The organism is Exiguobacterium sp. ZOR0005 (assembly GCF_000798975.1).
Taxonomy (GTDB): domain Bacteria; phylum Bacillota; class Bacilli; order Exiguobacteriales; family Exiguobacteriaceae; genus Exiguobacterium; species Exiguobacterium aurantiacum.
This window is the reverse complement of the sequence record NZ_JTLB01000012.1, coordinates 18,126-31,363: the sequence shown is the minus strand read 5'-3', so window position 1 is coordinate 31,363 and position 13,238 is coordinate 18,126. Positions and strand designations below refer to the sequence as shown.

Here is a 13,238-nt window from a genome sequence, read left to right as displayed (position 1 = left end):
GACAAAAAATGTCCAAACTTGAGGTCGAGGGGGAATGAGGCATGATCCAGCAACTGATTCACGTTCAGAAGCAAATCGTCCCAGACCTGCTCGACACGCTCCGACATCGTTACGACATCTTACACTATGTCCGTTTGATGCAGCCGATCGGCCGCAGGACATTAGCCACGAGCCTCGGGCTGACGGAACGCATCTTAAGGCGAGAGGTCGACTTCTTGAAAGACCAAGGTCTGCTTGCAGTCGCCACTCAAGGTATTTCCCTTACAGAATCGGGCCGAAACGTTCTTCGGGACTTGCATGAGGTCATGGGAGAGATCCTAGGGATTTCAGAAGTCGCACGAGAACTCGAGCAAAAGCTCGGCGTTCGCCAAGTCGTCATCGTACCGGGAGACTCGGACGAGACGTTCTGGGTACAGCGGGATATCGGACGGGCCGCCGTCACGCAGTTAAAAGCGAGACTGGCACCGGACGACAATATCATCGCGGTCACAGGCGGGACGACGATGGCATCTGTCGCGGCGATGATGTCGCCCGACAAGAAAGAACGGCCGATGCATTTCGTGCCGGCACGCGGCGGCCTCGGAGAGACGCTTGAACTTCAAGCGAACACCGTCTGCTCTCGCATGGCGGACCGGGCACACGCCGACTATCATTTGCTCCACATTCCGGACGAGGTTTCGCAAGAGACGTTCGAGCGGATGGTGGAGGAACCTAGCATAAAAAATGTCCTGGAAATGATTAGAGCGGCGCGAATAGTGGTACATGGAATTGGTGAGGCGGAAACGATGGCAAAACGTCGTCACGCCACACCGGAGCATTTGCGGATGATCGAACGGCACGACGCTGTCGCCGAAGCGTTCGGATATTATTTCAACGCGGAAGGTGAAATCGTTCATCGGGTCAAGACAGTCGGCATTCAATTAGAAGAGCTCGACAACATGGACACCGTCATCGCGGTCGCTGGAGGAAAGTCAAAGGCACAGGCGATTGCCGCTTATGCGAAACACACGCCGAACATCATCCTCGTCACAGACGAAGGTGCGGCAACAGAATTATTAACTTGTTATTAAAGAGTTGACCCCCGTTGGCTCTTCAATAAATAGCTTCTACCCTAAGGAGGAAATTAACTATGGCAGTAAAAGTTGGTATTAACGGATTTGGACGTATCGGACGCTTGGCATTCCGCGAGATCATCAAGAACGAAGGAGTCGAAGTTGTTGCAATCAACGACTTGACTGACACGAAGATGCTTGCTCACCTTCTCAAGTATGACACGACACAAGGTCGTTTCGACGGAGACGTTGAAGTACACGACGATCATTTCCTCGTAAACGGCGAGAAAGTCGTTACACTTGCTAACCGCAACCCAGAAGAACTTCCATGGGGCGAGCTCGGTGTCGACATCGTTCTCGAATGTACTGGATTCTTCACAGACAAAGAAAAAGCGGAGCTTCACTTGAAAGCTGGCGCGAAAAAAGTTGTCATCTCGGCTCCAGCTACAGGTGACATGAAGACTGTCGTCTTCAACACGAACCACGACATCCTCGACGGTACAGAGACAGTGATCTCAGGTGCTTCATGTACGACAAACTGCTTGGCGCCAATGGCGAAAGTTCTCCAAGACCAGTTCGGAATCGTTGAAGGTCTCATGACGACAATCCACGCTTACACTGGCGACCAAAACACGCTTGACGCTCCACACCCGAAAGGTGACTTCCGTCGTGCACGTGCGGCAGCAGCGAACATCGTACCGAACACAACTGGTGCGGCTAAAGCGATCGGTCTCGTTATCCCAGAACTTCAAGGTAAACTTGACGGTGCGGCACAACGTGTACCAGTTGCAACAGGTTCACTCACAGAGCTCGTAACAGTTCTTGAGAAAACAGTTTCTGTTGACGAAATCAACGCAGCGATGAAAGCAGCAGCTAACGAATCATACGGCTACACAGAAGACGAAATCGTATCTTCTGACATCGTCGGCATCACGTACGGTTCACTCTTCGACGCGACACAAACGAAAGTCATGACAGTTGGCGACAAGCAACTCGTTAAGACAGTTGCATGGTATGACAACGAAATGTCTTACACTGCACAATTGGTTCGCACACTCAAGCACTTCGCTGAAATCGCGAAGTAAGTTCGTGAACTAAATAGAACCAAATAGGAGCGGAAACAAGAGATTGTTCTCCGCTCTATTTATGAAATTGAAATGCACGACACATGGAGGCGAAGGTTATGAACAAAAAGTCTATTCGTGACATCGATGTAAAAGGGAAACGCGTCTTCTGCCGCGTTGACTTCAACGTTCCACTCAAAGATGGCGTCATCCAAGACGAGACGCGCATCCAAGCAGCTCTCCCGACGATCAAACACTTGATCGACGGCGGCGCGAAAGTCATCTTGGCGAGCCACCTCGGCCGTCCAAAAGGCGAGAAGAACCCTGAGTTCTCACTCGCACCGGTCGCGGAACGTCTCGGGGAACTCCTCGGTAAAGACGTACCACTCGTCGAAGAGGCTTACGGCCCGGTCGCGGAAGAAGCAGTGGCGAAACTTTCTGAAGGCGACGTCGTCGTGCTTGAGAACGTTCGTTTCTACCCAGGTGAGACGAAAAACGATCCGGAACTCGCAAAAGGTTTCGCGGCGCTTGCTGACGTCTTCGTCAACGACGCGTTCGGTGCGGCTCACCGTGCCCACGCTTCGACGGAAGGCATCGCGCAAAACGTCGAGACGGCAGTTGCCGGTCTGTTGATGGAGAAAGAACTTGAAGTGCTCGGCAAGGCGCTCTCGAACCCGGATCGTCCGTTCACGGCCATCATCGGCGGTTCGAAAGTTGCTGACAAGATCGGGGTCATCGACCACCTTCTTGACATCGTTGACACGCTCATCATCGGTGGCGGTCTCTCGTACACGTTCTCGAAAGCACTCGGGCACGAAGTCGGGACGTCACTCCTTGAGGAAGACAAGCTCGACCTCGCACGTCAATTCATGAAAAAAGCAGAAGACAAAGGCGTGAAATTCTTGATGCCGGTCGACTGCGTCATCACGAAAGAATTCGGCGAAGAGACTTACGTCGGACCAGTCGATATCGACTCGATCCCTGCGGATCACATGGGCCTTGATATCGGACCGAAAACAGTCGAAATTTACGCGGAGGCAATTCGCGAATCGAAACTTGTCGTATGGAACGGACCGATGGGCGTATTCGAACTTGATAAATACGCGAACGGAACGAAAGGTGTCGCTCAAGCACTCGCAGACAGCGACGCATACTCAATCATCGGTGGTGGGGACTCAGCTGCTGCAGCTGCCAAGTTCGGCCTTGCAGATCAAATGAGCCACATTTCAACTGGTGGTGGCGCTTCACTCGAATTCATGGAAGGCAAGAAACTTCCAGGCGTCGAGGCGCTCAACGACAAGTAAAATAGAGGAGGGTTATCGATGCGTAAACCGATTATTGCAGGTAACTGGAAAATGAACAAAACACTCTCGGAAGCAGTCGCTTTCGTAGAGGAAGTCAAAAACAACGTCCCGTCAACAGACAAAGTTGACGCGGCAATCGGCGCACCAGCTGTCTTCCTAGCTCCAATGGTAGAAGCAGCAAAAGGGTCAGACTTGAAGCTTGGTGCCCAAAACATGTACGACAAAGACAGCGGGGCATACACAGGTGAAACGAGCCCGGCCATGATCGCTGACCTCGGCGTGACGTACGTCATCCTTGGACACTCAGAGCGCCGTGAATACTTCGGCGAGTCGGATGCGTTCATCAACAGCAAAACGAAAAAAGCGTTCGAACACGGTCTTACGCCAATCGTTTGTGTCGGTGAAACACTCGAGGAACGCGAAGGCGGCAAGTTCGAAGAAGTCATCAAGACGCAAGTCGAAGGTGGCCTCGCGGACCTCTCAGCTGACCAAGTGAAACAACTCGTCATCGCTTACGAGCCAGTTTGGGCGATCGGTACGGGTAAATCAGCGGACGAAGCAGATGCGCAAAGCTCATGCAAATATGTTCGTGACGTGGTGAAAGGTCTTTACGGTGAAGACGTAGCGGCTGCAGTACGCATCCAATACGGCGGTTCTGTAAAACCTGAGAACATCAAGGAGTATATGGCGCAAGAAGACATCGACGGCGCACTCGTCGGCGGTGCTTCACTTGAAGCTGCTTCGTTCCTCAAGTTGTTGGAGGCGATTTAAATGGCAAGACCAGTCGCCCTCATCATCTTAGATGGTTTTGGCATGCGGAACGAGACGTTCGGTAACGCGGTCGCTGCGGCGGACAAACCGAACTTCGACCGCTTCTGGGAAACGTATCCGCATACGCTTCTCAACGCGCAAGGCGAGTACGTCGGCCTTCCGGAAGGACAGATGGGTAACTCGGAAGTCGGTCACTTGAACATCGGTGCCGGACGAGTCGTCTATCAGTCACTCTCGCGCGTCAATAACGCCATCAAAGACCGTTCTTTCTTCGACCGTCAAGCGATGAACCATTTGGCGGGACATGTGAAAAAGTACGATTCGAGCCTCCACATCATGGGCCTCGTCTCGGACGGTGGGATTCACTCCCACATTCAGCACATGTTCGCTGTCGTTGAGTTCGCTAAACTTCATGGTATTGAAAAAGTATACATTCACGCTTTCACGGACGGCCGTGACTGTGATCCGAAATCAGGTGCAAGCTTCCTCGAACAGACGGAAGCGAAGCTCGCTGAACTCGGTGTCGGTCAAGTCGCTAGCGTGTCTGGACGTTACTATGCCATGGACCGCGACAACCGTTGGGAGCGCGTCGTGAAAGTGTACGACGTCCTCGTCAAAGGTGAAGGCGAAGTCGGCACGAACGCCGTCGACGTCTTGAACCAGTCGTATGAAGCGGGCCTCACGGATGAGTTCGTGAATCCGACGGTCATCGAGAAAGACGGTCAACCGGTCGCGACGATCAAAGACAACGACGCGATCATGTTCTTCAACTTCCGTCCGGACCGGGCGATCGAACTTGCGAAAGTGTTCAAAGAGAAGACCGGCTTCAAAGGCTTCGAACTTTCAAACACACATCCAGACAACATCTTGCTCGTCTCGATGACTAAGTTCTCGGATGAAATCGACACGGACATCGTCTTCCCACCGGAAGATTTGAAGAACACGCTCGGCGAAACGCTCGCCGCGCAAGGGTATAAACAGCTCCGCGCCGCGGAAACTGAGAAATACCCGCACGTCACGTTCTTCTTGAACGGACAACAAGAAACACCGTTTGAAGGCGAAGATCGCTTCCTCGTGCCGTCGCCGAAAGTCGCGACGTACGATTTGAAACCGGAAATGAGCGCATACGAGCTCACAGAAGGTCTCTTGGAGCGCATCGAGTCGGATACGTACGACGCGTATATCATCAACTACGCGAACCCGGACATGGTCGGTCACTCTGGTATGCTCGAACCGACGAAAAAAGCGGTCGAAGTCGTCGACGAATGCCTCGGTAAAGTAGTGGACGCACTCATTGCCAAAGGCGGCGCGGCGATCATCACGGCGGACCACGGGAACGCTGACCTCGTCACGAACCCGGACGGCTCACCGATGACGGCGCATACGACAGAACCTGTCCCATGTATCATCACGAAGTCAGGCGTTGAACTGAAACCAGTTCTAAAAGGCTCGCTTTGCGACCTCGCGCCGACGTTGATCGACCTTCTCGGTGCGGATCAACCGGCTGAAATGACCGGTACGTCAATCGTTACAAAAAAATAATTTCCAACCAAAAAGGAGAGAATTAATATGTCAATGATTACAGAAATTTACGCACGCGAAATTTTGGATTCACGCGGTAACCCAACGATCGAAGTAGAAGTCTTCACAGAAGATGGCGGTTTCGGCCGTGCCCTCGTCCCATCAGGCGCATCAACTGGTGAGCACGAAGCAGTCGAACTTCGCGATGGCGACAAGTCACGTTACCTTGGTAAAGGCGTACTTAAAGCCGTTGCTAACGTAAACGACACAATCGCTCCAGAACTCATCGGCTACGATGTCTTCGACCAAAACGCACTCGACGCTAAAATGATCGAGCTCGACGGTACGAAAAACAAAGGTAAACTCGGCGCTAACGCGATCCTCGGTGTCTCTATGGCAGCAGCACACGCAGCAGCAGACGAGCTCGGCCTTCCACTTTACACGTACCTCGGTGGATTCAACGCGAAGACGCTCCCAACTCCAATGATGAACATCATCAACGGTGGTTCGCACGCTGACAACAACGTTGACTTCCAAGAGTTCATGATCATGCCTGTAGGCGCGCCATCGTTCCGCGAAGCGCTCCGCATGGGTGCAGAAGTATTCCACGCCCTCAAATCAGTTCTTTCTGGTATGGGCCTCAACACAGCTGTCGGTGACGAAGGTGGTTTCGCACCAAACCTTAAGTCAAACGAAGAAGCGATCACAGTTATCCTTGAAGCGATCGAAAAAGCTGGTTACAAAGCTGGCGAAGACATCTACCTCGCGATGGACGTTGCATCGTCTGAGTTCTATGACAAGTCGACTGGCAAGTACGAACTCGCTGGCGAAGGCAAGTCAATGACAACTGCTGAGCTCGTAGACTTCTACGCTGAGCTCGTTGACAAGTACCCAATCATCTCAATCGAAGACGGTTGCGACGAGAACGACTGGGACGGCTTCAAGCTTCTCACTGACAAAATCGGCCACAAAGTTCAACTCGTTGGGGATGACCTCTTCGTAACGAACACTGAGAAATTGGCTGAAGGTATCGAGAAAGGCATCTCGAACTCGATCCTCATCAAAGTTAACCAAATCGGTACGCTCACAGAAACATTCGACGCGATCGAAATGGCTAAAAAAGCTGGCTACACAGCTGTTATCTCACACCGTTCTGGTGAAACAGAAGATGCGACAATCGCGGACATCGCTGTTGCGACAAACGCTGGTCAAATCAAAACTGGTTCGCTCTCGCGTACAGACCGTATCGCGAAGTACAACCAACTTCTCCGCATCGAAGATATGCTCGGCGATGTAGCGAAATACGACGGCATCAAGTCGTTCTACAACCTCAAAAAATAATTGATTGTTTTCAGGCTCGCCTTATGGCGGGCCTGTTTTTTTGTGGGTGGACAAGACGTTCATCAGACGGTGGGACGACTGATTGGTCGTCAACCCGTCTTGGCGGCACCGATGCTTTCTGCAGGCAATCCACGGAGCCTCCTCGCACTTCGTGCTTGCGGGGTCTCCGTTAGATTGCTTTCCTGCAAGAGTCACGGTGCCGCTTGGACGGGTGTGGACGCTCGCTCACTCTCCTATTTTTTAGGGTGTATGATTTATTCGATGACGTATGTGTCGCATATAAGGCGGAGCACGAAACAAGACGGCAGGCTGACTCCTAGGGGAGAGTGATGCAAGGATGACCCGGCAAGCGCGAATGCGCTGCGGAGGCATCCGCATCACCCCAGGAAAGGAGTGTGCCGTCTGGTGAAGCAAGAAACATGAGGTATGTTAATCCATCATTCCGGGAATAGGATAGTGTAGGTAAAAGGAGGCGGTCGTCATGATGATGAGCGGTTTTCTGTTACTCCTGATTGCACTCGGTGTCGGCGGTTGGTTCCTGTACAAGTATATGGACAACCGGAAATGGTCGTGACGCATGTCACGGCCGTTTTTTACATGCGTGAATCGGGGCAAATTGGGTATAATCAGATACAGCAGCTAAAAAAGGAGAGACGTCCATGACACGCGTACGAAAAGCCATCATTCCGGCCGCCGGGCTCGGCACCCGCTTCTTACCGGCGACGAAGGCGATGCCAAAAGAGATGCTCCCGATTGTCAACAAACCGACGATCCAATTCATCGTGGAAGAAGCCGTCGCTTCCGGCATCGAGGACATCATCATCGTGACCGGGAAGAATAAGCGCGCGATCGAGGACCATTTCGACCGGGCTATCGAGCTCGAACAAAACCTTGAGTCGAAAGGGAAGACGGAGCTCCTCGAGTCGGTCCGTCACTCGTCGAATCTCGCGAACATCCATTACATACGCCAACAAGAGCCGAAAGGACTCGGCCACGCGATTTGGTGCGCCCGAAAGTTCATCGGCGACGAGCCGTTCGCGGTCCTGCTCGGGGACGACATCATCGAGTCGGACGTGCCGGCGACGCAGCAGTTGATCGAGCAGTACGAACGGTATCACCGTTCGATCATCGGTGTGCAGCGCGTCCCGTATGAAATGACGAAACGATATGGTATAATTGACCCGCTTGCCGTCGAAGGAAAGCTCATCCCGGTCCGGACATTCGTTGAAAAACCGCCGGTCGAGGAGGCCCCTTCGAACCTCGCCATCCTCGGTCGCTACATTTTGACGCCGGACGTCTTCGAGGCGTTATCGGACCAACAAGTCGGGGCCGGGGGCGAGATTCAACTGACGGACGCCATCGCGCGACTGAACGAGGTCGAGACGGTGTACGCCTATGAGTTTGCCGGGCGCCGTTTTGACGTCGGGGAACCGATCGGCTTCATCGAGGCGACGATCGCCCATGCACTGTGCGACCCAGATTTAAAAGCCAACGTCCATGCGCTCTTGAAGCGATTCGTGGACGAACTCGAACAACAGTAAGGTGTGTTATTTTTGAAAACAATGTTAATGGTCTGTCAAAACTATTATCCGGAGATCGGCAGTGCCGGCAACCGGATGCAAAATATTACGCATCTCATGAAAGAACGCGGCTATGACGTCGAGGTCATCACGGCCGCGCCGTCATATCCGAACTTCAACTTGTATCAAGACGATCGGTTCTGGAATGACAAGGCGCTCAACAACCAGCCGTTCATCAAGCGACTCATCACGAAGAAACGGAAGCACACGTCGAACATGGTGAGCCGTCTCGCCTTGTTCCTCGAACAGATGTTCAAAGGCGTCGCCGCCGTACGGACGCTCGACAAAAAACCGGATGTCGTCTTCGCGACGACCCCGTCTTTTTTTATGGCGTTCGTCGGCGTATACGCGAAACGGAAGTACGGCGTGCCGTTCGTCTTGGACGTCCGTGACTTATGGCCCGAATCGGTGAAAGGGGTCGGCGTCTTCAAGTACGACTGGATGCTCACGCCGGCGTTCTTGTTTGAGAAGCGTCTGTATAAAACGGCTGACGCCATCATCATCAACTCGGAAGGATTCCGCAGTTATCTTCGCCAACGCGGCGTCGACAACGACATGATCCACTATATGCCGAACTCGATTCGCGAGAGCGAGCGTAACTTGGAACGGACCGTCCCGGCAGATGACCGGATGGAGATTTTATACGCCGGTAACATGGGACTCGCCCAAGACGTGTCGCTCTTGCTTGAACTCGCGGAGCGGTTCCGCGACGAACCGCGCGTCCATTTCAAATTGATCGGATACGGTTATCGGAAGAACGAGCTGAAACAGACGATCAAAGACCGCGGTTTCAAAAACTTCCTCTTCCTTGAGGCGATGCCGCGGACCGAGGCGTTCCAGGCGATCAAAAACGCGGACGTCGCGTTCGTCAGTTTAATCGACCAAGACGTGTTCGACACGGTCATCCCGGGCAAGTTGATCGACTACATGGCGGTCGGTAAACCAATCGTCGCGGCGGTGTCAGGCCATGCGGCGAATGTCATCGAAGCGGCGGAAGTCGGATACGTGTCACGCAAACGTGACATCGATGAGATCGAACGCTCGCTCCGGACGTTGCTCGAACGCCCTGAGCTGCGCGACAAGTACGGCGCGAACGGCGTCCGTTACGTGAAAGACAACTTATGTTGGGAAAACAATATACACGTCCTCGAAGACGTGATCGAAAAAGTAACGATGGAGGAAACACGATGAAGGTATGTATGTTTGTATGGAACCATTTCACGAATGACGCCCGCGTCCTTCGCGAATGTTCGGCGCTCGCCGAGGCAGGGTATGAGGTCGATCTGATCGCCCTGCAAGATCCGAAAAACAAGGAGCTCCCGGCTGAAGAGATGCGTCCGGAAGGATTCCGCGTCATCCGCGTGAAACGCCAACCGTCACTCCTCGTCAACGGGATGAAGGCGCTCAAATCGGTACGGACGTGGGTATCTGAGAAGAAGACACGTAAAATCGGGGCCGGTCTCGTCGGTGCCGGCCTGTTCGTCCTCGCCCCGCTGACGATGATCGGGCTCGGTGCCGCGGCTGGGGCGATTCTGCTCCCACCGGTCCGGAAAAACATCGTCAACTTGAGCGCGATGCTCGAGATGGTGTTCGCTTCGACGAAGAAATCGTATGATTTCTACCACGCCAACGACTTGAACACGCTCCCGCAGGCACTCATCGCCGGGAAGCTCGTCAACAAAGGCAAGATCGTCTACGACTCGCACGAAGTCCAGACGGACCGGACCGGCTACGGCTACATCCAAAGTAACCTTGAAGGCTGGCTCTTGCCGTACGTCGACACGATGATGGTCGAGAACCATACGCGTGCGGCGCACAACGAGAAGTTGTACGGCTTCTATCCGTACGTGCTCCACAACTATCCGTTCTATCGTCCGCTCGACTTCTCGCTCCGGAAAGACTTGCATGCGCTCCTCGACTTGCCAAGCGATGAGAAGATCTTGTTGTACCAAGGCGGCATTCAAGCCGGTCGCGGTCTCGAACAGCTCATCCTTGCGGCGAAAGACTTCAAGGAAGGCACGCTCGTCATGATCGGGGACGGGAAACTGAAGCCGACAATCAAGCAGATGATCGAGGACGAAGGTGTCAGCGACCGCGTCAAGATGATTGACAAAGTGCCGGTCGAGGCGTTACCGTACTATACGATGAACGCGTATCTTGGCTTCCAAGTGTTGAACAACGTCTGCTTCAACCACTATTCGGCGTCATCGAACAAGCTGTTCGAATATTTGATGGCCGAAGTGCCGGTCGTGTCATGCGACTTCCCGGAAATCGAACGTGTCGTCGCCGGGAATGACGTCGGTGTCGTCGTCGACTCGCACGACCCACAATCGATCGCCGAAGGCGTCAACCGTTTGCTTGAAGACGAGGCGCTCTACGCCCGTGTGAAAGAGAACACGAAGACGGCACGGGAACAATATAATTGGGATTTGGAAAAAGAGGCACTCTTGTCCGTCTACGCAAACGTCGCAGACCGCAAGTTGCCGATTATGAAAGACGGTGCGCCAAAACCAGCATAACGAGAAGACTGCGGTTTTGGCCGCGGTCTTTTTTCTGTGGAAGGGGGAGAACTTATGAAACGTCAACAACAACATCTATTGCGTCAACAAGTATGGAAAAAACTCCAATCGATCTCCGTGAAGGATATCGCCTGGATTATCGCCGGTTCGTTCATCCTCGCTTTCGGGGTGAACTACTTTACCGTCCCGAACGACTTCTCAGAAGGGGGTCTGCTCGGGGTGACGATCATCTTGTTCTATTTGTTCGAATGGGATCTCGGCGTCACGTCGATTATCGGGAACGGAATTTTGTTCATCATCGGGTATAAGCTACTCGACCGCCGGACGATGGTGTACTCCGTCGTCGCGGTCGTCGCGACATCATTTTTCCTGAGCGTCACCCATAGCTGGGGCAGCCCGTCCGAAGACAAGTTGCTCGCGGCCATTTACGCCGGGATCATGATCGGTGTCGGCATCGGCATGGTGCTCCGCGTCGGCGGAACGACCGGGGGCGGTGTCATCATCGCCCGGCTCATGGAGCGGTATCTCCACTTGAGCGTCGCCGTGTCGATGTTCATCATCGATGCGATCGTCGTCGGGATGTCAGGTATTTTCCTCGGCGAGCAAGTCGTCCTCTATACGCTCATCGCCATCATCATCGGCTCTTGGGTCATCGACCTCGTCGCCGAAGGTTTGAACATCCGTAAAGCCGTCACGATCATCAGTGACAAACAAGAAGAGCTCGCCGTCGTCTTGACCGAGACGCTCGGCCGTTCGGCGACGATCATCCACGGGCATGGCTACTATACGAAGCAGGATAAGAACATGCTCTATATGATTGTCGACAAGCGCCAAGTCGGGCCGCTCAAGAAAATTGTCGAAGTGACCGATCCGCGTGCCTTCGTCGTCATTCACCAAGTGAAAGAGGTCATCGGGGAAGGGTTCAGCTACCCGTCCCGATAATTAGAAAGCTGGTGTTTTGACGTCAACTTCTATATAATAAAAGGCGTGTAAAAAGAAGGAGGAACTGACTACTATGCAAACGATCGCTACAATCAGCCTACTCGTCGTGGCTGTCTTATTGATTGTCGTCGTACTGCTCATGTCAGGTCGGTCGCAAGGTCTTGGGGCGATTGCAGGTGGCGCGGAGCAGTTGTTCGGCCGCCAGAAAGCGCGCGGCTTCGACGCTGTTTTGAACCGAACTGCAGCTGTACTAGGCACGTTGTTTTTCATTTTAGGATTACTAGTCGCATCATTATGATGAAAGGCTGATCGTTCTCGATTTTTACGTGAGGCGGTCAGCTTTTGTTTTTTTACAATTTTTTTTGGGAATAATGGAATGTACGAGGAGATGACTTGAACGATGAAAGTGACTGCACCGAAACCGTTTTTCTTTGAAGGCGGACCACGTGCCGTGTTGATGTTACATGGCTTTACCGGATCGAGCGCGGACGTCCGTATGCTCGGCCGTTTCCTACAAAAAGAAGGCTACACTTGCATGGGACCCCAGTATCGGGGACATGGCGTCCCACCGGAAGAATTGCTTCAGTTCGGACCAGCCGACTGGTGGCAAGACGTGCAAGACGCGTATGAAGCGTTAAAAGACAAAGGGTATGACGAGATTGCCGTCTGTGGCCTCTCGCTCGGCGGCGTCATGTCGCTTCGCCTCGCCTCAGAGAAAAGTGTCAAAGGGGTCATCCCGATGTGCGCACCGACGGGAATCGACGCCGAGGACCGCCTCTATAAAGGAGTCCAGGCGTACGCCCGAGAATATAAATCAAGAGAAGATAAGACACCTGAGCAAATCGAGCAAGAGATGGCAGAATTCAAGCCGATGCCGACGCTCAAAGACCTTCGTGCGTTCGTCCGCGAGACGACAACGAAACTAGAAGATATCTTCGTTCCAGCGCTCGTCGTCCAAGGGGCGAAAGATCGCATGGTTGATCCTCAATCTGCACACGAGATTTACGAGGCGATCAACGCGTTCCAAAAAGAACTGCTCATGTATGAACAGTCGGGACACGTGATCACCCTCGACAAAGAAAAAGAGAAACTGCACCAGGACGTGCTCGATTTTCTCGAAACGTTAGACTGGTCAGTGTGAAAA

The 13,238-nt window shown here is 53.1% G+C and carries 12 protein-coding genes; all 12 read left to right on the top strand.

Features of this window, described 5'->3' with window-relative positions; genetic code table 11:
- Nucleotides 1–41 precede the first annotated feature (41 nt).
- The 12 genes from L971_RS03795 to L971_RS03740 all read left to right on the top strand — a co-directional run bounded on the left by L971_RS03795 (nt 42) and on the right by L971_RS03740 (nt 13,235).
- On the top strand, nt 42–1,070 hold the full coding sequence (locus L971_RS03795) for a sugar-binding transcriptional regulator (RefSeq protein WP_081648567.1): 1,029 nt from the start codon (nt 42–44) through the stop codon (nt 1,068–1,070).
- 59 nt (nt 1,071–1,129) lie between these two features.
- Complete coding sequence (gap, locus tag L971_RS03790; protein WP_024370418.1) at nt 1,130–2,137, top strand: type I glyceraldehyde-3-phosphate dehydrogenase; 1,008 nt, start codon at nt 1,130–1,132, stop codon at nt 2,135–2,137.
- Between the two features lie 98 nt (nt 2,138–2,235).
- Nucleotides 2,236–3,420 (top strand): phosphoglycerate kinase, encoded by a 1,185-nt coding sequence (gene pgk, locus L971_RS03785; protein WP_029334599.1) that lies wholly within the window; start codon nt 2,236–2,238, stop codon nt 3,418–3,420.
- 18 nt (nt 3,421–3,438) lie between these two features.
- A complete protein-coding gene (gene tpiA, locus L971_RS03780) occupies nt 3,439–4,191 on the top strand; it encodes a triose-phosphate isomerase (protein ID WP_024370416.1) in 753 nt (250 codons plus the stop codon).
- A complete protein-coding gene (gene gpmI / locus L971_RS15140) occupies nt 4,192–5,733 on the top strand; it encodes a 2,3-bisphosphoglycerate-independent phosphoglycerate mutase (RefSeq protein ID WP_047374380.1) in 1,542 nt (513 codons plus the stop codon).
- A gap of 27 nt (nt 5,734–5,760) precedes the next feature.
- Nucleotides 5,761–7,053, top strand: coding sequence for a phosphopyruvate hydratase (eno, locus tag L971_RS15135; protein WP_024370414.1), 1,293 nt, complete (start codon nt 5,761–5,763; stop codon nt 7,051–7,053).
- Between the two features lie 659 nt (nt 7,054–7,712).
- A complete protein-coding gene (galU, locus tag L971_RS03765) occupies nt 7,713–8,594 on the top strand; it encodes a UTP--glucose-1-phosphate uridylyltransferase GalU (protein ID WP_047374378.1) in 882 nt (293 codons plus the stop codon).
- Nucleotides 8,595–8,615: 21 nt separating this feature from the next.
- Nucleotides 8,616–9,824, top strand: a complete 1,209-nt coding sequence (locus tag L971_RS03760) for a glycosyltransferase family 4 protein (RefSeq protein ID WP_034799383.1) — start codon at nt 8,616–8,618, stop codon at nt 9,822–9,824.
- Nucleotides 9,821–11,152, top strand: a complete 1,332-nt coding sequence (locus L971_RS03755) for a glycosyltransferase (protein ID WP_047374376.1) — start codon at nt 9,821–9,823, stop codon at nt 11,150–11,152. The genes L971_RS03760 and L971_RS03755 overlap by 4 nt, the downstream gene beginning before the upstream one ends.
- 54 nt (nt 11,153–11,206) lie before the next feature.
- Nucleotides 11,207–12,094 carry a YitT family protein gene (locus L971_RS03750; protein WP_052200256.1) on the top strand — a complete coding sequence of 296 codons (888 nt, stop codon included), beginning with the start codon at nt 11,207–11,209 and terminating at the stop codon, nt 12,092–12,094.
- Nucleotides 12,095–12,167: 73 nt separating this feature from the next.
- Nucleotides 12,168–12,392, top strand: a complete 225-nt coding sequence (gene secG, locus L971_RS03745) for a preprotein translocase subunit SecG (RefSeq protein WP_012726902.1) — start codon at nt 12,168–12,170, stop codon at nt 12,390–12,392.
- Between the two features lie 102 nt (nt 12,393–12,494).
- Nucleotides 12,495–13,235 (top strand): carboxylesterase, encoded by a 741-nt coding sequence (locus L971_RS03740; protein ID WP_024370410.1) that lies wholly within the window; start codon nt 12,495–12,497, stop codon nt 13,233–13,235.
- Nucleotides 13,236–13,238: the final 3 nt, after the last annotated feature.